Genomic DNA, 21,190 nt, shown 5'->3' with positions numbered 1-21,190 from the left:
CCGGCAGTCATCGCCGACGGGATGGATAGAATTCTGATACGAGTTTCCTGATGCGTCATCCTCTTCTTCTTATGGCTGTTCTGGCAGGGCTCGGTTTGCTTTTGGCGCCTTCGGGAGGCTCTCTTGCGGATGGCGGCGAGGCATATCCCGGCAAGATCGCGCTCGGCGAGGCCTTGTTCCACGACCCCAATCTCTCGAAAAACAGGAGCCAGTCGTGCTCTACATGCCATGCGCCGGGTGCGGGCTTTGTGGATGCGCGGCAGACGGATCTTGTGGGCAGCGATGTCTCGCTTGGGGATGACGGGCAGTCACTCGGAGGTCGTAACGCACCGACTGCCGGATATGCTGCGCTGACACCTCCATTCTCAAAGGGGAGCGACGGCGAATATCGCGGAGGATTCTTCTGGGATGGTCGTGCACGGACGCTCGAGGATCAGGCGGGCGGTCCGCCGCTGAATCCCGTCGAGATGGGAATGCCCGACAAGGCCGCCGTCATTTCGCGGCTTCGCGAGGACCCTTCATACGACCGGTCGTTTCGTGTCCTCTACGGCCGGAACGTGTTTCAGGATGACGAGACCGCCTATTCGGCGATGGTCAACGCGCTGGCCGAATATGAACGCGGGCCGGAGTTCAGCTCTTTCGATTCCAGATATGATCGTTATCTCGGAGGCGAAGAAAAACTGACGGACCAGGAGGAACTGGGGAGGGTCCTTTTCTTCTCGCAGCAGTTCACCAATTGCAGCATCTGCCATGAGGTGCGTGGGCCGAACGGCCTGAAGGACGCAGTCTTCACGAACCACAAGTATTTCAATATCGGCGTTCCCGCCAATCCTCGTCTTGCTGCCGGTACAGCAGGGGCGGCCAAACCCGACCTCGGTCTCGCCGAGAACCCGCTGGTTGCGGGAGAGCCGATCGCTCGCGGAAAATTCAAGGTCCCGAGCTTGCGGAACGTGGCGGTGACGGGACCCTATATGCACAATGGCGTCTTCAGGGATCTGCGGAGCGTCGTCCTCTTTTACGTAAAATACAACAGCATCAAGAAGAGCCGCCAGATCAATCCCGAGACGGGGCAGGAATGGGATGCGCCCGAAGTGCCGGACAATCTGGCCATGGAGCAATTGACGGCCGGTCCGGCGCTGGACGACAAGCGGGTCGATGCGATCGTCGCATTTCTGAAGACATTGACGGACCGGCGGTATGAGCCTCTCCTCACACAAGAGAAGCTTAAACAATGATCAGGCTTCCATGAGGCCACCATCAGCCAGGATCCGCTGAACGAGGCTGGCGACATTTTCCGATCGCGCGTTTTTCTTCCAGGCAAGCGAGAGCTGCATATCGTAGGTTTGGGGAAGGGGGATCGCTTCCATCTTGTCATCAAGGCCGGAGATCGCCCATTGCGGCAGGAGCGCGATGTAGCCGTGCTCGATCACGAGATTTGCGATGACGGGGATGGAATCGATCTCCACGAAGGACAGGCGCGACCGCTCCTCGGGCCGCAGTATATCCTCGCTCAGCGATACGAATTTCTGGCGCAGACCGCTCTTGAGACTGGGAAGAGCAAGCGGCGTGTTGATCAGAAGACGTTTCAGATCGTGCCGCTGAGCCTCGATCGCCTTCGCCGAGCCAACGACGGAAAGACCTGAACGCGAGACCACGCGGTGGTCGATGCCTGCCGGCACATCGACAGTATCCAGAAAGACGATGTCGTATTGCCGACTGTTGAGGCCGGACAGAAGCTCCTCGGCGTTGGTGCTGGAGATATAGAGCGGATTATGCGGCTGGCGCAGCGGCCATCCGGCAGCAAGGAAAGCCAGGATTTTTGCGATCCGGCTTTCGCGACCCAACGGAGCGACGGAACCGAGATTGATCATCCGGCTCGTTCGGCGGAAACGCTCTCCGGCATGGTCGGAAATCCTCAGCCAGATCGTTTCCAACTCTTCGGCGAGGATCAGAATTCCTTTGCCTGCCTCCGTCGGTACGGCGCCCGACGCGGTGCGATCGAGGAGTGCGGCGCCTATATCCTGCTCAAGGCTCTTCAACTGACGCGTCAATTGCGGCTGGCCAATGCCGATCTCCATGGCGGCACTGCGGATGCTGCCTGTCCGGGCAACGACGAGGAGGCGCGACAGCGCCAACAGCGAGACCGACATGCGGGCGGCATGCTGCTCGACCGGCGCCTCGTCCGGCATTTTGGAAAGTGTTGCCAGATCCAGAATGAGATCGGCGGCGTGGCGGAGGTCAGGGGCAAGGCGGCGGCCTTCCAGTGTCGGCAGGATGCGGTTGCCGGTGGTCGTCGTCAGCGGCGTTGCTATATGTGACTGTAAACGGGCCAAGGCGGCAGAGACGCTGGCGACCGGTCGCCCCAAGGCGCGGGCAGCGCCCCTCAGGCTGCCCAACGAAAGCGCGTAGTGAGCCATCAGAAGAGTGGCGATGTCCATTGCTCAAACTTTCCGCAGCTACTCTGTGAGATGGGCAGGCTCGGTATAATTCGTTCACGATATGGGATATCCCTCGGCTCTGCAAATTCCCCTATCGTGACATCCATCGCAGGCCGAACGGCGGGCAGTGCATCAACCGGGGAGACATGATCCATGGCGGATTTCGATCTTGTTCTGAAGGGCACGCTGGTGCTGCCGGATAGCCTGGTTCCGGAGGGGCATGTCGCCATTCGCGACGGATTGGTGGCGGCCGTTGGGCAGGGTGATATGCCGGCTGCGAAAGAGCGCCACGATCTTGGTAAAGCGCTGATCCTGCCGGGCGCGATTGATGCGCAGGTCCATTCGCTTTCGCAGAAGAACCAGGAGGATTTCATCTGGTCGACGCGCGCGGCGGCGGCCGGCGGCGTTACGACCATCGTCGACATGCCCTATGACGAGGGCAATCTCATTTGTTCCGCGGAGGCCGTGCGCGGCAAGGCGGCGCATGGGGAAAGCCAGGCACGCGTCGATTTCGCGCTCTACGGCACGATCGATCCGGCGGAGGGCGCCAAGCGCATTCCCGAACAGGTGGAAGCCGGCGTTGCCGCTTTCAAATTCTCCACCTTCGGCACCGATCCGAAGCGTTTTCCGCGCATTCCCGCACCGCTGATGGCGGAATGCTTTGCCTCTATCGCACCGACTGGCTTGACGGCCGGCGTTCACAACGAGAACGACGAATATGTGCGGGCCGCAATGGAGAAGGTGAAGGCTTCCGGCATCACCGACTACCGGGCGCATGAAATGTCCCGCCCGCCGCTCACCGAACTGCTCGCCATGGTGGAAATCTACGAGATCGGCGCCGCGACAGGCTGCCCGGCGCATGTGGTGCATTGCTCGCTCGGCCGCGGCTACGAGATCGCCGCGGCCTATCGCGCACAGGGTCATCGGGCAACGGTGGAATGCCTGATCCACTATCTGACGCTCGACAGCGAGACGGATGCGAAAAGGCTTGGAGGCCGCTCCAAATGCAATCCGCCGATCCGGCCGCGAGCCGAAGTGGAAAGGCTCTGGCGGCATATCGCGGCCGGCAACGTGACGCTGCTTTCGACCGACCATGTGAGCTGGTCGCTCGACCGCAAGACCAATCCTGACATGCTGGCGAATGCCTCCGGTCTGCCGGGGCTGGAAGCCATGGTGCCTCTCTTCGTCAAGGGCGCGCTCGAGCGCGGTGTGCCGCTCACCTGGGCAGCACGGCTGATGGCGCTCAACCCGGCGAGGCATTTCCGCATCGACCACATCAAGGGCGCTCTGGAAGTCGGCAAGCATGCGGATATCGCCGTTCTGACGCCGGAACGCCATGTCTTCGACGCTTCCAGGACCGGCAACAACGTGGTCGGCTGGTCGCCCTATGACGGCATGACGCTACCCTACAAGGTGGCGGCGACCTATCTGCGTGGCAAGCTTGCCTACGATGGTTCGAAGGTTCTCGCCGAGCCGGGCAATGGCAATTTCGTGCGGCCGCTGGCGAGCCTGCCGCTTCAGGGGCTTTCAGTATGACGCGCAATCTTCCTGTCAAGGCAGACCGGATTGCGGCGGATATCGATGCCTTGGCAGCGATCACCGAGCCGGACCGGCCCTGGACGCGGCGCGCCTTCACGCCGATGTTCCTGAAGGGCCGAGCCTATCTGGAGCGTCGCTTCAAGGAGGCCGGGCTTGCGACACGCATCGATGCGGCAGGTAATCTGATTGGTTTCCGCAAAGGTGCGGGTTCCAAAGGCACGATCATGCTGGGCTCGCATTCCGATACCGTGCCGAATGGCGGCCGCTTCGACGGGATTGCGGGTGTCGTTGCGGCTCTGGAAGTCGCTCGATCGCTCGATGAGGCGGGTATCGCTTTGGAGCATGATCTGGAGATCGCCGATTTCCTGGCAGAGGAAGTGTCGATCTTCGGTGTTTCCTGCATCGGCAGCCGTGGCATGCTCGGTCTGCGTCCGGCGGAATGGCTGGAACGGGAAACGGACGGCATGAGCCTTGCCGAAGGAATTCGCATGGTCGGCGGCGATCCGGCGATTGGCGGCGGGCGAGGGGACATCAAAACCTTTCTGGAGCTGCATATCGAGCAGGGGCCGGTACTGGAGAAGGAAAGAATCGACATCGGCGTGGTGACCGCGATTGCCGGCATTACCCGGATCGAGATCGTCGTCGAGGGGCGGGCGGACCACGCCGGTACGACGCCGATGGGCGCGCGGCGCGACGCGCTGACGGCGGCTTCCCGCGTCGTGCTCGGCATCGAGCGGATTGCCTCTGAACTCGCCCAAGGACCGAGCCATTTCGCGGCCACGGTCGGCGAATTTTCGATGGAGCCGAATGCCGCCAATGTCGTTCCATCCCATGTCCGCATGCTGATCGATGCACGGGCGGAAGATCCGGCGGTGATGGAGAGCTTTTCGGAGGCGGTTTCCGCATTGACCGAGCAGACAGCGAAAAGGAGCGGGGTGACCATCACGCCGCCGCGCCGGATCTCGAACAACCCGGCGACGCCGATGGCGGCTTCGGTTGTTGCATTGCTGGAGGAAAGTGCAGCTGGCCTCGATGCGTCGAGCCGGCGCATGGTCTCCGGTGCGGGACATGACGCGGCATTTCTGGCCAAGGTGGCACCGGCGGCGATGGTCTTCATTGCCTGCCGCGACGGGCGCAGCCACGCGCCGGAAGAATGGGCGGACAACGACGATATCGCGCTCGGCGCGGCGGTTCTCTACGAAACGGTCCTCAAGCTGGACAGGCAATAAAGGAGCAAGGGCATGGGGCGGATTCTGACAGAAAAGGATGTCGAGGCGGCGGTCCGTGGCGGCTCCGTTTATGCGGCCGGTGGCGGCGGCTGGGCCGATCACGGGCGGATGCTGGGCTATGCGGCTGTCAGCATCGGCAAACCGGAACTCGTCTCCATCGATGAGCTCGATGACGACGATTGGGTGGCCACGGCCGCGGCGATCGGCGCGCCGGCCTCCACCACCAATTGGGAGATGCAGGGCATCGACTATGTGAAGGCCGTAGAACTCCTGCAGGAGGCACTCGGCGAGCCGCTCAAGGCGCTGATGATCGGCCAGAACGGCAAATCCTCGACGCTGAACGGCTGGCTGCCGTCGGCCATTCTCGGCACCAAGGTCCTCGACGCCGTCGGCGATGTCCGGGCGCATCCGACCGGTGACATGGGCTCGATCGGCATGGCGAATTCGCCGGAGCAGATGATCCAGACGGCGGTCGGCGGCAACCGCGCCGAAAATCGTTATATGGAGCTCGTGATCCGCGGGGCGACGGCAAAGGTTTCGCCAGTCCTGCGTACCGCCTCCGACCAGTCAGGCGGCTTCATCGCCTCCTGCCGCAATCCCTTGCGCGCGTCCTATGTGCGCAAGAATGCGGCGCTCGGCGGCATCAGCCTGGCGCTCACGCTCGGCGAGGCGATCATCGCTGCAGACGGCAAAGGCGGGCATGCGATCATCGACGCGATCGTCAGGACGACTGGCGGCTCGATCCTCATCGAGGCAGAGGTGACTGACAAATCGGTCGTCTATACGAACGAGGCCTTCGATGTGGGGACGCTTACGCTCGGCAAGGACGACAAGGCGATCACCATGCATGTGATGAACGAATACATGGCGGTCGAGGATGCCGGCGGTCACCGGCTGGCGACTTTCCCGGACATCATCAGTACCTTGTCACCGGACGGTGAGCCGATGAGTGTCGGGCAGCTTCAGCCCGGCATGCGGGTCTTCCTGTTGCACGTGCCGAAGACAATCATTCCGCTTTCCTCCAGCGTGAAAGACCCGTCGGTCTATCCGATTGCCGAAACGGCGCTCGGCATCAACATAGCCGACTACGCGCTCGCCTGAGGAGAGGACCATGCCGAAGCCCAATCCGCGTCACCCGAAATTCCCGATCCCCGGCGGTCCTGAATTGCGCGCCAAGGGCTGGCGGCAGGAGGCGCTTCTGAGGCTGCTCGAAAACGTGCTCTCGGTCGGAGAGGACCCGGACAATCTCGTGGTCTATGCGGCGCTTGGCAAGGCGGCGCGCAACTGGCCGGCGCATGATGCGATCGTCCGGACGCTCAAGATCATGGAGGAAGATCAGACGCTGATCATCCAGTCAGGCAAGCCGGTGGGATTGCTGAAGACCCATGACAAGGCGCCTCTGGTCATCATGGCGAATTGCAACATCGTCGGTCAGTGGGCAAAGGCCGAATACTTTTATGAACTGCAGGAGAAGGGGCTGATCTGCTGGGGCGGGCTGACGGCCGGCGCCTGGCAATATATCGGCAGCCAGGGCGTCATCCAGGGCACCTACGAGATTTTCATGCGGATTGCCGAGAAGCGGTTCGGCGGCACGCTTGCCGGCCGGTTCGTCCTGACCGCCGGCCTCGGCGGCATGGGTGGCGCCCAGCCGCTTGCCGGCCGCATGGCGGGTGCTGCGATCCTCGTCGTCGACATCGATCCAGAGCGGGTCGCCAAGCGCAGATCGATCGGGTTTCTGGACGAGGTGGCGCCCGACCTCGACACGGCGCTTGCCATGATCGATGCGGCGGTGAAGGAAAAGCGCGCCGTCTCGGTCGGCCTTGTCGGCAACGCGGCCGATATCTATCCGCAGATCGTCAAGCGCGGCGTCGTGCCGGATGTCGTCTCGGACCAGACCTCCGCCCATGACCTCGTTTACGGCTACGTGCCGAAGGGCATGAGTCTCGAAGAGGTACGCCGGTTGCGCAGGGACGGGCAGGGGCAGCTGATGGCGGCAAGCCGGGCCTCGATCGCCGATCACGTGCGCGCCATGCTGGATTTCCAGAAACGAGGCTCGGAAGTCTTCGACAACGGCAACCTGATCCGTACCCAGGCAAAGCAGGGCGGCGTCGAAAACGCCTTCGATATTCCAATCTTCACCGAAGCCTATCTCAGGCCGCTCTTCTGCAAGGCGATCGGTCCGTTCCGCTGGATGGCCTTGTCGGGCGAGGAGGCCGATATCGCCCGGATCGACGATCTTGTGCTGGAGCTCCTTCCCGAAAACCGGATCGTCACCAACTGGATACGGCTGGCGCGGGAAAATGTCCCGTTCGAGGGCCTGCCGGCGCGTATTGCCTGGCTCGGTCATGGGGAGCGCACGCAACTTGCGCTGAGGGTGAACGACCTCGTCCGGAACGGCGAACTTGCCGGGCCGATCGCGTTTTCGCGCGATCATCTCGATGCCGGCGCGATGACGCACCCGAATATCATGACAGAGCGGATGAGGGATGGTTCGGATGCGATCGCCGACTGGCCGCTGATCAATGCGATGACGCTCTGCTCTTCCATGGCCGATCTCGTCGTCATCCATTCCGGAGGCGGCGGTTACGCCGGCTACATGACCAGTGCCGGCGTCACGATCGTTGCGGATGGGACCGACGCTGCCGCGGAACGCATTTCGCATGCCATCACCAACGATACCTCGCTCGGGATCATCCGTTACGCCGATGCCGGTTACGAGGAGGCGATCAACGCGGCGGAAGCCGCAGGGCTTCTGCTCTAACCGAGCGCTGCGTTGCGGGGCGGCGCCTGATTGGAGCCGCCGCGAACGCCTGCCTACCAGACCTTGCTGAGCTTGAAGGTAACGGTGCGGGCATCGCCATAGCCGCAGGTGTACGCGCCGCCGCAGCCTCTCACATACTCCTTGTCGAAGACGTTGGTGACGTTGATGGAGCCTTCCCACCCATCCTTCCTGTAGCGGATCGCCGCATCGAAGACCGCCGCATCCGGAACCTTCAGCGTGTTCTCGCGATCCGCCCAGCTTTCGCCCTGATAACGGACGCCGCCGCCGAGGCTCAAGCCTTCAAGCGCGCCTTGCCTTACGGTGTAATCCAACCAGAGCGAGGCAGTCATATCCGGCACGAGATAGGGCTTCTTGCCGATATAGGCCGGGTTGAGGTCTTCCGTGACTTCAAGGTCGGTGTAGGAAAACGAGCCGAGAAGCTTCCAGTTTTCGTTCAGGTTGACCTTGCCTTCCAGTTCGATGCCGCGCGACTCCACTTCGCCGATCTGCTCCGAAAGGGAGGTGGCGGGGTCAGTGACGGCGACGTTCCGCTTGGTGAGGTGGAACAGGGATGCGGTGAATGTTCCGTCGATGAGTGTCGGATCGTATTTCAGGCCGACTTCATACTGTTCACCTTCTTCCGGTTTGTTGTTGGGAGTGGTGCTGACGGCAACCGTCGGGTTGAAGAAGGTTCCGACACTGGCATAGGGCGTCAGGCCGTTGTCGAACTCGTAAGCCAGGCCGGCGCGGCCGCTGGCGGCGGATTTGTCGTAGCTGTAGCTTGACGAGGTGAGTCGATCGTCAGTGTCCGTATGGACGAAATCATAGCGACCGTTGAGCGTGACGAGCCAGCCATCGCCGAACCGGATCTGGTCCTGCACGTAACCGCCAATTTGCTGCTGCGTCACCACTTGGTCGATGTAGACGAAGTTGGCTCCCTGCGGAACGCCGTAAACAGGATCGGTGGCGCTGATCGGGGTCGCGCCGCAGCAGGCCTGGATGTGATCCAGCCGATAGTATTTGTAGTCGATGCCCACCATGAGGTCATGATGCGTGGCACCAAGATCGAATTCGGTCTCGGCGCGATTGTCGATGGCGACGGTATCGACCTTCGACGTCGCTTCGAAGCCGATACGGTAAAGCTCGTAGTCGGGTGCGGTCGGTGTTCCGCCCACATACCCATAGAGATACGGCCCTTCCTCGTGCTTCCAGAGGTGACCATAGCGGAAGTTCGATGAGAACTTCCAGCCGCTGTCGAATTCATGCTCGAACTCGTAGCCCACCATCTGCTGGGTATATTTGCCTTCATCGATGTCCGGTTCGCCATAGAAGGCATCGCGGTCGATCTTGCCGAACGGGGCGTCGACGACCGTGCCGACATAGGGGAAGAAGCCGTTTCCGGTATGCACCTGATCGAGACCCGAGACGGAACCCCAGACTGTCAGCTTCGTGGCCTCATCCGGCGATATGGTCAGCTGCGGCATGATGAATCCGCGCAGGTCTTCGGAATAATCCGAATAGTTGTCGCCGCCGGCAACCTTGCCGGTCAGGCGATAGGTCATCGTGTCACTGTCGCCGACCTTGTCGGAAATATCGAAGCCGCCGAAAGCGTTGCCATTACTGTTGATGCCAATTTCGGTGTAGTAGTACGGCTCATCCGTCGGGCGCTTGCGGATATAATTCAGGATGCCGCCGGCGTTGCCGCCGCCGTAGAGCACCGAAGCAGGCCCCTTCAGGACATCGACCCGCTCCAGCATGAAGGGATCGACCTGAAAGCCACCGAAACCGTAGGAGAAAAGGTTCAGGCCATCGTAGAACACACCGGTCTGGGTAGCGTCAAATCCACGAATGTAAACCCAATCGGTATCCGGATCGGTGCCGAAGGGCTCGGCGGTGACGCCTGGGGTGTAACGCAGCGCTTCGTCGATCTTGTTGACGACGCCGCGATCGTTCATCTCTTGCTTGCCGACGACCGAGACGGATTGCGGAATTTCGTTGAGCGGCGTGTCGGTCTTGGAGCCGGTGGCGGATTTCTTCGCGACGTAGCCTTTCACCGGCCCGGTCGCGCTTTCACCTTCGCCTTCGCCCTGAAGCACGATCGGGGCGAGGGTCGTGTCGGCGTTTTGCGCCTCAGCCGCCCAACCCGCGCAAATGCCGATCAGCGCGGCGCTCGCGCCCAATCCCAACCGTATCCTGAAAAACCCTTTCCGCTTCCCCATCCGTAGACCCCTACTCACTTGTCCAAGCAGCCGCTCCCCCTTGGATGCGGCTCTGCGATAAGGTGAGTGATTAACTCAATTTAAATCATTCGGCTTGGCCCGATCCGCAGCAATTGAATGATTTTGGGCAATTTTCACGGCTATGAGCAAATCTCTGCGACAGCCGTTAGGCTCGTCTTACCTTTTTCCAGCGTGCCGGAGTCGTGCCGACATGCTTGCGGAAAACCCGGGTGAAGTGTGCCTGGTCGGAAAAACCCGTCTCGGCGGCAATGGATGTCAGGGGCTGGTCGTCGGCCAGGAGCAATTCCTTGGCGCGGTCGAGGCGCGCGTTCATCTGCCATTCGTGTGGCGCCATGCCCGTCGACGCCTTGAAGGAATGGCTGAAATGCGATTGCGACAGACTTGTCAGGTCGGCGAGCTCCTGCAGGCGGATATTGCGCATGCAATTCTCAGCGATGAAATCGGTGGCGCGCCGGAGCTGCCAGGAGGCAAGGGAGCCGCGTTTGCGTGACGGCGCCTTCATCATCTTGAGCACGTCGATGACGAGTGCCAGTGCCAGCCCGTCCCCGTAAAGGTCGTGCAACGGGTCAGGATTGGCGATTTCGGTGGCGATCAGCTCGGCAAGCGCCACAACGCGCTGGTCGAAGAAGAGGAGTTGCGGATCGCTGAGCTTCTTAGGATCGATCTCCTCCATCAGCCGCCGGCTGACGACATCCGCATCGAAATGGATATCGAGATGGCGCACATACTGCACCTCGGTGATATCGACCCAGAGGTCCATGTCCGCGGGAATATAGGAAATCGGACTGTCACGCCTGTCCTGCGGCGCTCCGCGCCCCCTGGGAGAAAGCTTGACGTTCGGCCGGCCCCGACCGCGGTGGTCGAGCAGGATGAAGAGGCGCGGATCGCGCGCTACATAATGTCCACCTGCATAGGCTGCGCATTCCACGTCCCAGAGATCGGCAGCAATACCGTTCCAGTTGCGGCGGCGAAGCCCTCCGATGACCGAGAAGCCTTCGATCTTATTCTGCATCCGCGGCTGAAACGTCATCCTGATTTCCCGCAAATATAAACTTGTATCTGTTTATCAAGTTTATGAAAGGCCATCAATCGGCATGTTTTGTCGGCGTTCACCGATCTGCGCCTCGTGCAGCCTGTTATAGGTACCGCGCCGGGCGATCAGGTCCTGGTGTGTCCCCTGTTCAACGATGCCGTTGCCGTCGATGACCACGATCCGGTCCGCGCCCTGGATGGTGGCGAGCCGGTGGGCGATGATCAGCGTCGTGCGGCCTTCTGAAAGTTCCGCAAGCGAGCGCTGAATGGCGCGTTCGGTCTCCGTGTCGAGTGCCGAGGTGGCCTCGTCGAGGATCAGGATCGGCGGATTCTTCAAAAACATCCGGGCAATCGCGACGCGCTGCTTCTGACCGCCGGAGAGTTTGACGCCGCGTTCTCCGATCATCGTATCGAGCCCGTCCGGCAGGTTCGCCAGCATTTCCTCAAGCCGCGCCCGCCGTGCCGCCTCGACGATCTCCTTCTCCCCGGCGCGGAGCCGTCCATAGGCGATGTTTTCACGAATCGTGCCGCCGAACAGGAAGACGTCCTGCTGCACGATGCCGATCTGCTGGCGCAGCGATACCCTCGTCATCTTGCGGATATCGATGCCGTCGATGGTGATGCTGCCGCCGCCAATCTCGTAGAAACGCGGCAACAGCGAACAGATGGTCGTCTTGCCGGCACCCGAGGGACCGACGAAGGCAATCGTCTCGCCGGCGTGGATCGTCAGGTTGACGTCCTTCAGCACCGGCTTTTCGAGGCTGTAGCCGAAGGAGACGTTCTCGTAGGCGATCTCGCCCCTGAGATGGTCGACCTTAACCGCATCCGGCGCGTCAGCGATATCCGGCTCCGTGTCGATGAGTTCGGTGAAGCGACGGAAACCGGCAATGCCCTTGGGATAGGTCTCGATGACCGAGTTGATCTTCTCGACCGGCCGGAAGAAGACACCCACGAGCAACAGGAAGCCGATGAAGCCGCCGGCGGTGAGCTCGCCCGACAGGACGAAATAGGCACCGGCAATCATCACCACCATCTGGGTCAATCGCATGCTCATGTAGCTGAGCGAACTGCTGGCCGCCATCAGCTTGTAGGCTTCAAGCTTGACGCGCCGGTAGTTCTGGTTGTCCTCTTCGAAGAGTGCCCGCTCATGCTGTTCGTTGGCGAAAGCCTGAACCACGCGGATGCCGCCGACATTCTCTTCGATACGGGTGTTGAAGTCGCCGACCCGATCGAACAGGCGACGGAAATTCTGGGTCATCCGGCTGCCGAAATGGCTGGTGACCCAGGCTGTCAGCGGTACGATGACTGCGGTGATCAGGGCGAGCTGCCAGTTGACCGAGAACATCAATGCCAACGCGCCGGCAAAAGTCATCAGCGCGATGAACAGATCCTCCGGCCCGTGATGGGCGACTTCGCCGATCTCTTCCAAATCCTTTGTGAGGCGACCAACGATATGACCGGTCTTCTGGCTGTCGAAATAGCTGAACGAAAGTTTCTGTAAATGGTTGAAGGCGGCGCGGCGCATATCCGTCTCGATATTGATGCCGAGCATGTGTCCCCAGTAGGTGATGATCGCCATCAGGCCGGTGTTGATTGCATAGACGATGAAAAGCGCTGCGGAGGCGGCCAGGATCAGCAGCCATTCCTGGCTGAGCAGCAGTCTGTCCACGAACAGTTTCACGGCCATGGGAAAGCCGAGTTCAAGGACTCCGGAGAGGATCGCACACGCGAAATCGAGGATGAAAAGGCCTCGGTAAGGCCGATAGTAGGAGAAGAAGCGGCGTAACATTCAAGTTCTCGGGGTAAAATCGATATCAGAGCGTGGCTGACCAGAAAAAACGAAACTGACGAAACATGATCCGCTTACTCCATATTAGAAAACGAGCCCGGACGGATAGTGCTTTATACCGCTGAATGCAAACGAGCGAAAACGTGCGGATGGGAATGTTCCGCTTCCGTTTTTTGCGACCGGCGGCCTCCGTTCTCCGCTTACTCTCGATCTTGTCCCAGGCGAATGCATCGCGCCGATCGGCTACGGCGTCGGGAGCTTTCCGGAATCGACTTTGCGCGGCGGTCTCCTATATCGGTCCAAGCCGGTGGCTGGATGCTAACAGGAGAGGAGTAAGACATGACAATGACTTCAGAGGATGTCGTCGCCGTGCTTGGGCCTATCGACGAGACGATGATCGCCGATGTCATCGCGACCGGCGCGACGGCGGGAGAACTCGCCGAAGCCTGGGCCTGGATCAACAGCGAAGAGGCGCTGGTCAGCGAAGGCCGGCGGCCCCCGACCGGAAAAGTGGCTGAGCTTGTCGACCTCCTGTCCTCCCAGGAGGAAGATTGGGAAGAATAAAATCTTGCACGAAAGGCGAGCCCGATGCTGGTTGGACAGCTGCGGGAAATGCTTTCTTTTTCCTGCGTGTTAGCAGTCGCTTGGGCAGAGTGCCAATTTTTTAGCGTTTCCCCTTGAAACTGGAATTTCTCAAACCAAATCGATCTCACCAATCGTTCGTTTGAGAGGGGGGTGGCGCTTGTCCGGACTGGTCAGCCGGTCCGGGAGGGAGCTTTGATCATCATCGCTTGTCCAGGAGGAAGACATGACGTTCCGACCGCTTCACGACCGCATTCTCGTCCGCCGGGTCGAATCCGAGGAGAAGACCAGGGGCGGCATTATCATTCCCGACACTGCCAGGGAAAAACCGCAGGAAGGCGAGGTCATTGCCGCCGGTCCCGGTGCGCGCAACGACCAGGGCCAGATCCAGCCGCTCGATGTCAAAGTGGGTGACCGGATCCTGTTCGGCAAGTGGTCGGGGACCGAGATCAAGATCGACGGCGAAGACCTTCTGATCATGAAGGAAAGCGACGTCATGGGCATTATCGAGGCCCCGGTTGCCGGCCAGAAGGCCGCCTGATCCGGTTCAAGTCAGTCAGTGGCTGCCTATTAGGAGTGAGGAAAATGGCTGCGAAGGAAGTCAAATTTCATACCGATGCCCGTGAACGCATGCTGCGCGGCGTCGATATTCTCGCCAATGCAGTGAAGGTCACACTGGGCCCGAAGGGGCGCAACGTCGTGATCGACAAGTCCTTTGGCGCGCCGCGCATCACCAAGGACGGCGTGTCCGTTGCCAAGGAAATCGAACTGGAGGACAAGTTCGAGAACATGGGTGCCCAGATGTTGCGCGAAGTCGCGTCGAAGACGAGCGACGTCGCCGGCGATGGTACCACGACCGCCACGGTTCTCGCCCAGGCGATCGTCCGGGAAGGGGCCAAGGCGGTGGCTTCGGGCATGAACCCGATGGACCTCAAGCGCGGTATCGACCTCGCGGTGGAAGCGGTCGTCGCCGAGCTGAAGAGCAATGCCCGCAAGATTTCCAACAATTCCGAAATTGCCCAGGTCGGCACCATTTCCGCCAATGGCGACACGGAGATCGGCCAGTATCTGGCGGAAGCCATGAACAGGGTCGGCAACGAAGGCGTCATCACGGTTGAAGAGGCCAAGACCGCCGAAACAGAACTCGAAGTCGTCGAAGGCATGCAGTTCGACCGCGGGTATCTTTCACCATATTTCGTCACCAACCAGGACAAGATGCGGGTCGAGCTTGAGGACCCCTATATCCTGATCCACGAGAAGAAACTCTCGAACCTGCAGAGCATGCTTCCTGTTCTTGAGTCCGTGGTTCAGTCCGGCAAGCCGCTCCTCATCATCGCCGAGGACGTCGAAGGCGAAGCGCTCGCCACGCTCGTCGTCAACAAGCTGCGCGGCGGCCTCAAGATCGCTGCCGTCAAGGCTCCAGGCTTCGGCGACCGCCGCAAGGCCATACTGGAAGACATCGCCATCCTGACCGGCGGTACCGTCATCTCCGAAGACCTCGGCATCAAGCTCGAAAACGTGACGCTCGACATGCTCGGCCGCGCCAAGAGAATCACGATCGAGAAGGAGAATACGACCATCATCGATGGCGCCGGCAAGAAGGCCGATATCGAAGGCCGCGTCGGCCAGATCAAGGCCCAGATCGAGGAAACCACCTCCGACTACGACCGCGAGAAGCTGCAGGAACGCCTTGCCAAGCTCGCTGGCGGCGTTGCCGTCATCCGCGTCGGCGGTTCGACGGAAGTCGAGGTGAAGGAAAGGAAGGACCGCGTCGACGACGCGCTGCATGCAACTCGCGCCGCCGTCGAGGAAGGCATCCTGCCCGGCGGTGGTGTTGCCTTGCTGCGCGCGATCAAGTCTCTCGACAGTATCAAGACGGCCAATGACGACCAGCGGGTGGGCATCGATATTGTTCGCAGGGCGATCGAGTCTCCGGTTCGTCAGATTGCCGAAAACGCAGGCGCCGAAGGTTCCATCGTCGTCGGCAAGCTCAGGGAGAAGACCGAATTCTCCTATGGCTGGAATGCTCAGACCAACGAATATGGCGATCTCTATGCCATGGGGGTCATCGATCCGGTCAAAGTCGTCCGGGCAGCGCTCCAGGACGCCGCGTCCGTCGCCGGTCTGCTGGTGACGACCGAAGCCATGATCGCCGAGAAGCCGAGGAAGGAAACTACCGCTCCTGCAATGCCCCCCGGCGGAATGGACTTCTAGGCCATTAAATCGAGGCCCGTCCTTTCCGGCGCCGCTCGCTCACTTGCGGACGGCGCCGAGCCGCGCGAGGACTTCATTCGGGATTCCGTACTTGGAGATGACTTCCCTGTTGTTCCGCAGGCCGCAGATTTCCCGCTGAATGAAGAAGGCCCAGACCGCATCGGAGGCTTCGTCCACCAGAGCCTCCCGGTCGATACCCCTTGGCTGTTCGGATTTCCAGGCTGCCAGCGCCGCAAGGGCTGCCTCCACCTTGCGCCCGTGGCGGCCAAGCGCGTCAGCCCGCTCGGATGCCAGCTCGTATTCCAGCACGTTGAAACCGGTCTCGGGTGATGCTTTAAACGAGTGCGGCGGACGAAAACTCAAGATTGGCCCCCTTTTTGTTGGCGGACACTGCCAGCTTCCGGAGCGCGCCGTATCCAGTTTGGGTAACCGCACTTCGGTTTCTGCCGTTCAGCGTATAGTGGAAAAAATCGCTTTTCCCCACGATCCGAAACTCGCAGATTGCCAAGTCGACCCTACATAGGGACGACTTGAACTCTTTTCTGTATCTAAATTCGATGCGAGCATAGGTTCGCGATCTGGAGGAAATTTGTCATGTCCCTGAAAAAGCAACTTTTGGGTATTGCCCTTGCGCTTGGTATTTCGGCCAGCCTGGCTCAGGCGCAGGTTGTCGTTTCCTCGAAGATCGATACGGAAGGCGGTGTGCTCGGCAATATCATCCTTGCCGTGCTGAAGGCCAACAACATCGAGACTACCGATCGTATCCAGCTTGGCGCCACGCCCGTCGTTCGCAAGGCGATTGCGGCTGGCGAGATCGACATCTATCCCGAATATACGGGCAATGGCGCCTTTTTCTTCGAAAAGAGCGACGATCCAGTCTGGAAAGATCCCCAGAAGGCTTATGAAGCGGTCAAGAAGCTGGATTACGATGCCAACAAGATCGTCTGGCTGACGCCGTCTTCGGCCAACAACACCTGGGCGATCGCGATCCGTGAGGATGTCGCCGCGGCCAATAACCTGAAGACCCTCACGGATTTCGGCAAGTATGTCGCAGATGGCGGCAAGATCGTGCTCGCCGCCTCTTCTGAATTCGTCAATTCGGCCGCGGCGCTGCCGGCATTCCAGACGACCTATGGATTCCAGCTGAAGCCGGAACAGCTCATCACCCTTTCGGGAGGTGATACGGCCGCGACGATCGCGGCGGCGGCGAACCAGACCAACGGCGCGAATGCCGCCATGGTCTATGGCACCGATGGCGGCATTGCGCCGTCCGGCCTTGTGGTCCTCGAAGACGACAAGGGTGTGCAGCCCGTTTACCAGCCGGCACCGATCATCCGAGAAACGGTGCTGAAGCAGCATCCCGATATCGAGACCCTGCTGAAACCCGTCTTCGAAAAGCTCGACCTGGTCACCCTGCAGGACCTCAATGGCCGCGTGCAGGTGGGTGGCGAGCCCGCCAAGGCGGTTGCCGAGGACTTCCTGAAGAAGAACGGTTTCCTCAAGTAGTTCCTTTTCGGCCGGATTTCGTACCAACATGGGCCGGGCACGGCTCTTATCAGTCGCGAGGCAGGGGAGCGGTTTGAAGATTCGGTTCGACAAGCTCGGCATCGTTATTGCTCTTCTTGTTGCTTATGGAGCATTGGGCGCATCCTTCGCGGTGCTCAAGCCCAACCGTATCATGCAGGGGGAAGCAAAGATGATCCTTGCCGCTCTGCCGGCCTGGGCGGGATGGGGGTTGATTGTCGCATTGTTCCTTGCTGCCGCTGCTTCTCTGTTCCGGACGTCGCCGTGGCTCAAGCTGGTTGCCGCGTTTGCGGCGCTTGTGGCCCTGGCGCTTGCGATCGGATCTGCTGCGAGTTTCCTCACACCGGCCGGCAATGCCTATGCCCGCGTCTCGCCGGCCTCCGGCTTCTGGTTACTCCTGTTCGCCTTCATGCTTCTGGCGGCCGATGCGATCACGCGACTGAAGCCACCGCCGTGGATGCGGGTCTTGTTCCTTGTCCTTACGGCCGGTGGCGTTGGCGCCATTCTGTTGTCAGGGAGCTGGAACGGACTATCGATCATGAAGGAATATGCCGGCCGCGCCGATGTCTTCTGGAGCGAGGCTGGCCAGCATGTGAGGCTGGCGCTTGGTTCGCTCATCGTGGCCGCCGCGGTGGGCCTGCCGCTCGGCATCCTGTGTCACCGGGTGGCAGCTCTTCGGGCCGGCGTGCTCAACACCTTGAACCTCATCCAGACGATACCGTCGATTGCACTGTTCGGCATCCTCATCGGCCCCCTGGCATGGATTGCAGCGACGGTGCCGGGTGCCGCGGAAATCGGCATTCGAGGCATAGGAACCGCGCCGGCCTTCGTCGCGCTCTTTCTCTATTCGCTGCTGCCGGTGGTTGCCAACACGGTCGTCGGGCTTGCCGGCGTGCCGCGCGAGGCCAATGACGCGGCCCGCGGCATCGGCATGACGGATCGGCAGCGGCTCTTCCAGATCGAGTTTCCGCTGGCGCTGCCGGTGATCCTGACCGGCATCCGCATCGTGCTTGTCCAGAATATTGGGCTTGCCACGATTGCGGCGCTGATCGGCGGGGGCGGTTTCGGCGTCTTCGTCTTCCAGGGCATCGGACAGACGGCCATGGACCTCGTGCTGCTCGGTGCCGTGCCGACCGTGGCGCTCGCCTTCGCCGCAGCCGTCATCCTCGATGCGCTGATCGAAATGAATTCCCGTGTTCTGATCGGAGCAAGGTCAGCATGATCGAGATCGATGCCATCACCAAGCTTTATGACGATGTTGCCGTGGTCGATGACGTCTCGATGGTGATCGAACCGCGCACCGTCACGGTCGTGGTGGGCACGTCCGGTTCCGGCAAGACGACGCTTCTGAGGATGATCAACCGCCTCGTCGAGCCGAGTTCGGGTGCGATCTGGCTGGATGGTGAGGACAACCGCTCCATCCCTGGCCATGAACTGCGCCGCCGGATCGGCTACGCCATCCAGGGCCACGGTCTTTTTCCCCATCGCACTGTGGCAGAGAACATCGCGACCGTGCCGGGCCTGCTTGGCTGGGAGAAATCGCGGATCGATGCCAAGGTCGAGGAATTGCTGACGCTCTTCCAGCTTGACCCGAAAATGTTCGGGTCCCGCTATCCGCACGAGCTCTCCGGCGGCCAGCAGCAGCGCGTCGGGGTTGCCCGGGCGCTCGCGGCTGAACCCAAAGTCCTCCTGATGGACGAACCCTTCGGGGCGCTCGATCCGATCATCCGCGCCAAGGCGCAGGACGACCTTCTGGCCATCCAGAAACATTTCGGCACGACTATCGTACTCGTCACGCACGACATGGACGAAGCCTTTTATCTGGCGGACAAGATCGCCGTCATGGACAAGGGCAGGGTGCTGCAGTACGGGCCGCCGGCAGAACTCGTGCGCGCGCCCGCGGCTCCCTTCGTCGAGACGTTGATCGGTGACGCCGAGCGGCCGTTCCGTCTGCTGTCGGTCGCCAAGATCGGCACGGCGGTGGAGCCGGGCGAGGCCGATGGCGAGCCGATTGCCGAGGACCGGACCCAGCAGGAAGCGCTTGCAGATCTGCTCTGGTCCGGCAGGAAGGCTCTGCCCGTCGTCTCCGTAAGTGGAGCGCCGATGGGGCGGGTCACGCTTGACGCCCTTCTGAAGTGCGCCGCGAGGCCGCAATGAAAGTCTGGCTTCCGACGATCCTCCGAGGGCTGCTGCTCCTCGTTCTGGTCGCCTTCCTGGTGACGCCGGCAAGCTTCGAACCGCTCCTGAGGCCGCTGGTGCAGCCGAACGCGCCAGCGATCTACAATCAGGGCAGCCTGCTCGATCTCACGCTCCTGCACCTGAGGACCGTCTTCATCGCGACATTGGTGGCGACCGTCATTGCGGTGCTGCTTGCGATCCTCGTCACCCGGCCGTTCGGGGCGGAGTTCTTGGCCCTTTCCCGTAGCCTCGTGAATATCGGCCAGACCTTTCCGCCGGTTGCGGTGCTGGCGCTCGCCGTGCCCGCGGTCGGATTCGGTGAAAAGCCGACACTGATCGCGCTCTTCCTCTATGGCCTGCTGCCGATCTTCGAGAACACGCTGACGGGGCTCACCAACCTGCCGCGTTCGGTGATGGAAGCGGCACGCGGCGCCGGCATGACCGATTTCCAGCGGCTTCTTCAGATCGAATTGCCGCTGTCCTTGCCTGTCATCGTCGCGGGTATCCGGCTTTCGGTGGTCATCAGCCTTTCCACCGCGACGATCGGTTCGACTGTGGCGGCAAAAACGCTTGGCGAAGTCATCATCGCCGGACTGCAGTCGAACAATCTTGCTTTCATATTGCAAGGGGGATTGATTGTCGGCGCCCTGGCGGTCCTGATCTACGACGGGCTTTCAGCGGCGGAGGTCATGCTGACGCGTCGGGCGGGCTCCACCTGATCTGCGCTCTCAGCCGTGGCTTGAATCTGTCGGCACGATCGCTTCCGCATCCTGTTTCAGGTTGCCGCGATGGAAGATGAACAGGCCGGCGAGCACAATGATGCCCGCGCCGATCCAGGTCTGCACGTCAGGCAGATCATCGAAGAACAGCCAGCCGAGCACCACGGCCCAAAGAAGCAGCGTATATTGCAGCGGTGCAAGCACCGAGGCTGGCGCAAGCTTCAGCGAACGGGTGATCAGCAGATGGGCGATGCAGGCAACGATACCGAGCAGCAACAGCGCGAGCAGTTGGCCGAAGTCGAACGGGCTCCAGTGGCCAATGCTCAGAAAAATACCGGCGATTAGCGCCGCGATCGTTTGCCACGTCACGAGCGTAGCATCCGAGGTCGCGCGCAGCCGGCGGTTCAAGACAAGCGTCAGGGCAAAGGAGAAACTGCCGATCAGTCCAAAGATCGACGGCCAGGACAGCATCGCGGAGGAGGGGCGCAAAGCGATGACAACACCGACAAAGCCTATGAGAACAGCAAGCCAGCGCCGCCAGCCGATCCGCTCTCCGAGCAGGAAATGCGAAAGCGCGGCAACATAGATCGGCCCGGCCATATAGAAGGTCATGACATCGGCAAGCGGCAGATAGACGACAGCGGCATAAAAGAGCGCGAGATCGCCGGTAGCGAAGACGACCCGCATTACCTGGAGTGTTGGACGCTCCACACAATAGAGCGCCGATATCGGCTGGCGGGCGAACATCGGGCCGAGCACGAAGAACGCGCCGAGCGAACGGATGACCAGGACCTGGCCGACCGAGAAGCTTGCAACCAGCCACTTGCCCATGGCGTCGTTCAGCGAGAACATGAAGTCCCCAAGCAGCATCAGCAGCACGCCGACGAGCACCACATTAACGCCCAAAGCAGAAGGAACTCTCTTTTCCATGATATCCGAGCGCCC

At 61.0% G+C, this 21,190-nt stretch carries 18 protein-coding genes; 12 read left to right on the top strand and 6 right to left on the bottom strand.

Features of this window, described 5'->3' with window-relative positions; all coding sequences use genetic code 11:
- The first annotated feature begins 50 nt into the window (after positions 1-50).
- Positions 51-1,235, top strand: a complete 1,185-nt coding sequence (locus JL39_RS07140) for a cytochrome-c peroxidase (RefSeq protein ID WP_152601062.1) — start codon at positions 51-53, stop codon at positions 1,233-1,235.
- On the opposite strand, the gene JL39_RS07135 is transcribed toward JL39_RS07140, so the two are convergent.
- Complete coding sequence (locus JL39_RS07135; protein ID WP_037147812.1) at positions 1,236-2,438, bottom strand: LysR family transcriptional regulator; 1,203 nt, start codon at positions 2,436-2,438, stop codon at positions 1,236-1,238. It abuts the gene before it with no gap.
- A 153-nt stretch (positions 2,439-2,591) separates the two neighbouring features.
- Between JL39_RS07135 and JL39_RS07130 the strand changes: the two genes are divergently transcribed.
- Genes JL39_RS07130 through JL39_RS07115 form a run of 4 tightly spaced genes read left to right on the top strand, consistent with a single transcriptional unit; the run spans position 2,592 to position 7,967 of the window.
- Complete coding sequence (locus tag JL39_RS07130; RefSeq protein ID WP_037147809.1) at positions 2,592-3,974, top strand: amidohydrolase family protein; 1,383 nt, start codon at positions 2,592-2,594, stop codon at positions 3,972-3,974.
- Complete coding sequence (locus JL39_RS07125; RefSeq protein WP_037147808.1) at positions 3,971-5,206, top strand: Zn-dependent hydrolase; 1,236 nt, start codon at positions 3,971-3,973, stop codon at positions 5,204-5,206. Before JL39_RS07130 ends, JL39_RS07125 begins: the two co-directional genes overlap by 4 nt.
- Before the next feature lie 12 nt (positions 5,207-5,218).
- A complete protein-coding gene (locus JL39_RS07120; RefSeq protein WP_037147806.1) occupies positions 5,219-6,307 on the top strand; it encodes a DUF917 family protein in 1,089 nt (362 codons plus the stop codon).
- Positions 6,308-6,317: 10 nt separating this feature from the next.
- The gene (locus JL39_RS07115; protein WP_037147804.1) at positions 6,318-7,967 is read left to right on the top strand and encodes a urocanate hydratase; all 1,650 of its coding nucleotides are present in this window, start codon (positions 6,318-6,320) and stop codon (positions 7,965-7,967) included.
- A 53-nt stretch (positions 7,968-8,020) separates the two neighbouring features.
- Here JL39_RS07115 and JL39_RS07110 read toward each other — a convergent pair whose 3' ends face one another.
- The 3 genes from JL39_RS07110 to JL39_RS07100 form a co-directional block, all read right to left on the bottom strand.
- Positions 8,021-10,186, bottom strand: coding sequence for a TonB-dependent siderophore receptor (locus JL39_RS07110; RefSeq protein ID WP_037147802.1), 2,166 nt, complete (start codon positions 10,184-10,186; stop codon positions 8,021-8,023).
- 166 nt (positions 10,187-10,352) lie between these two features.
- The gene (locus tag JL39_RS07105) at positions 10,353-11,237 is read right to left on the bottom strand and encodes an AraC family transcriptional regulator (RefSeq protein WP_037147800.1); all 885 of its coding nucleotides are present in this window, start codon (positions 11,235-11,237) and stop codon (positions 10,353-10,355) included.
- A gap of 42 nt (positions 11,238-11,279) precedes the next feature.
- On the bottom strand, positions 11,280-13,028 hold the full coding sequence (locus tag JL39_RS07100) for an ABC transporter ATP-binding protein (RefSeq protein WP_037147798.1): 1,749 nt from the start codon (positions 13,026-13,028) through the stop codon (positions 11,280-11,282).
- Between the two features lie 339 nt (positions 13,029-13,367).
- Here JL39_RS07100 and JL39_RS07095 point away from each other — a divergent pair, with 339 nt between their 5' ends.
- From JL39_RS07095 to groL, 3 genes are all read left to right on the top strand, one after another.
- Positions 13,368-13,592: a hypothetical protein gene (locus tag JL39_RS07095; RefSeq protein WP_037147796.1), complete on the top strand. Its 225-nt coding sequence runs from the start codon at positions 13,368-13,370 to the stop codon at positions 13,590-13,592.
- Between the two features lie 244 nt (positions 13,593-13,836).
- The gene (locus tag JL39_RS07090; protein ID WP_037147794.1) at positions 13,837-14,151 is read left to right on the top strand and encodes a co-chaperone GroES; all 315 of its coding nucleotides are present in this window, start codon (positions 13,837-13,839) and stop codon (positions 14,149-14,151) included.
- A 44-nt stretch (positions 14,152-14,195) separates the two neighbouring features.
- Positions 14,196-15,824 carry a chaperonin GroEL gene (gene groL / locus JL39_RS07085; protein WP_037147792.1) on the top strand — a complete coding sequence of 543 codons (1,629 nt, stop codon included), beginning with the start codon at positions 14,196-14,198 and terminating at the stop codon, positions 15,822-15,824.
- Between the two features lie 39 nt (positions 15,825-15,863).
- Here the strand turns inward: groL and JL39_RS07080 are convergent, their stop codons facing one another.
- Complete coding sequence (locus JL39_RS07080) at positions 15,864-16,187, bottom strand: DUF6665 family protein (RefSeq protein ID WP_037147790.1); 324 nt, start codon at positions 16,185-16,187, stop codon at positions 15,864-15,866.
- A 231-nt stretch (positions 16,188-16,418) separates the two neighbouring features.
- On the opposite strand from JL39_RS07080, the gene JL39_RS07075 reads away from it, so the two are divergent.
- Genes JL39_RS07075 through JL39_RS07060 form a run of 4 tightly spaced genes read left to right on the top strand, consistent with a single transcriptional unit; the run spans position 16,419 to position 20,245 of the window.
- On the top strand, positions 16,419-17,330 hold the full coding sequence (locus JL39_RS07075) for an ABC transporter substrate-binding protein (RefSeq protein ID WP_037147788.1): 912 nt from the start codon (positions 16,419-16,421) through the stop codon (positions 17,328-17,330).
- Positions 17,331-17,358: 28 nt separating this feature from the next.
- Complete coding sequence (locus tag JL39_RS07070; RefSeq protein ID WP_152601061.1) at positions 17,359-18,570, top strand: ABC transporter permease; 1,212 nt, start codon at positions 17,359-17,361, stop codon at positions 18,568-18,570.
- A complete protein-coding gene (locus JL39_RS07065) occupies positions 18,567-19,505 on the top strand; it encodes an ABC transporter ATP-binding protein (RefSeq protein ID WP_037147785.1) in 939 nt (312 codons plus the stop codon). The genes JL39_RS07070 and JL39_RS07065 overlap by 4 nt, the downstream gene beginning before the upstream one ends.
- Positions 19,502-20,245, top strand: coding sequence for an ABC transporter permease (locus tag JL39_RS07060; RefSeq protein ID WP_037147783.1), 744 nt, complete (start codon positions 19,502-19,504; stop codon positions 20,243-20,245). The genes JL39_RS07065 and JL39_RS07060 overlap by 4 nt, the downstream gene beginning before the upstream one ends.
- A 9-nt stretch (positions 20,246-20,254) precedes the next feature.
- On the opposite strand, the gene JL39_RS07055 is transcribed toward JL39_RS07060, so the two are convergent.
- Positions 20,255-21,175 (bottom strand): EamA family transporter, encoded by a 921-nt coding sequence (locus tag JL39_RS07055; RefSeq protein WP_037147781.1) that lies wholly within the window; start codon positions 21,173-21,175, stop codon positions 20,255-20,257.
- Between the last annotated feature and the right edge of the window lie 15 nt (positions 21,176-21,190).

The sequence above is a fragment of the Rhizobium sp. YS-1r genome (assembly GCF_000757525.1).
Classification (GTDB): Bacteria; Pseudomonadota; Alphaproteobacteria; order Rhizobiales; family Rhizobiaceae; genus Neorhizobium; species Neorhizobium petrolearium.
Note: the sequence above shows the minus strand (reverse complement) of the source record. Positions and strands in the feature narration are given on the sequence as shown.

Excerpts from the sequence above, each read along its gene's own strand:
- JL39_RS07140 (WP_152601062.1), top strand. The coding sequence starts at position 51 with ATGCGTCATCCTCTTCTTCTTATGGCTGTTCTGGCAGGGCTCGGTTTG.
- JL39_RS07135 (WP_037147812.1), bottom strand. The coding sequence starts at position 2,438 with ATGGACATCGCCACTCTTCTGATGGCTCACTACGCGCTTTCGTTGGGC.
- JL39_RS07130 (WP_037147809.1), top strand. The coding sequence starts at position 2,592 with ATGGCGGATTTCGATCTTGTTCTGAAGGGCACGCTGGTGCTGCCGGAT.
- JL39_RS07125 (WP_037147808.1), top strand. The coding sequence starts at position 3,971 with ATGACGCGCAATCTTCCTGTCAAGGCAGACCGGATTGCGGCGGATATC.
- JL39_RS07120 (WP_037147806.1), top strand. The coding sequence starts at position 5,219 with ATGGGGCGGATTCTGACAGAAAAGGATGTCGAGGCGGCGGTCCGTGGC.
- JL39_RS07115 (WP_037147804.1), top strand. The coding sequence starts at position 6,318 with ATGCCGAAGCCCAATCCGCGTCACCCGAAATTCCCGATCCCCGGCGGT.
- JL39_RS07110 (WP_037147802.1), bottom strand. The coding sequence starts at position 10,186 with ATGGGGAAGCGGAAAGGGTTTTTCAGGATACGGTTGGGATTGGGCGCG.
- JL39_RS07105 (WP_037147800.1), bottom strand. The coding sequence starts at position 11,237 with ATGACGTTTCAGCCGCGGATGCAGAATAAGATCGAAGGCTTCTCGGTC.
- JL39_RS07100 (WP_037147798.1), bottom strand. The coding sequence starts at position 13,028 with ATGTTACGCCGCTTCTTCTCCTACTATCGGCCTTACCGAGGCCTTTTC.
- JL39_RS07095 (WP_037147796.1), top strand. The coding sequence starts at position 13,368 with ATGACAATGACTTCAGAGGATGTCGTCGCCGTGCTTGGGCCTATCGAC.
- JL39_RS07090 (WP_037147794.1), top strand. The coding sequence starts at position 13,837 with ATGACGTTCCGACCGCTTCACGACCGCATTCTCGTCCGCCGGGTCGAA.
- groL (WP_037147792.1), top strand. The coding sequence starts at position 14,196 with ATGGCTGCGAAGGAAGTCAAATTTCATACCGATGCCCGTGAACGCATG.
- JL39_RS07075 (WP_037147788.1), top strand. The coding sequence starts at position 16,419 with ATGTCCCTGAAAAAGCAACTTTTGGGTATTGCCCTTGCGCTTGGTATT.
- JL39_RS07070 (WP_152601061.1), top strand. The coding sequence starts at position 17,359 with ATGGGCCGGGCACGGCTCTTATCAGTCGCGAGGCAGGGGAGCGGTTTG.
- JL39_RS07065 (WP_037147785.1), top strand. The coding sequence starts at position 18,567 with ATGATCGAGATCGATGCCATCACCAAGCTTTATGACGATGTTGCCGTG.
- JL39_RS07060 (WP_037147783.1), top strand. The coding sequence starts at position 19,502 with ATGAAAGTCTGGCTTCCGACGATCCTCCGAGGGCTGCTGCTCCTCGTT.
- JL39_RS07055 (WP_037147781.1), bottom strand. The coding sequence starts at position 21,175 with ATGGAAAAGAGAGTTCCTTCTGCTTTGGGCGTTAATGTGGTGCTCGTC.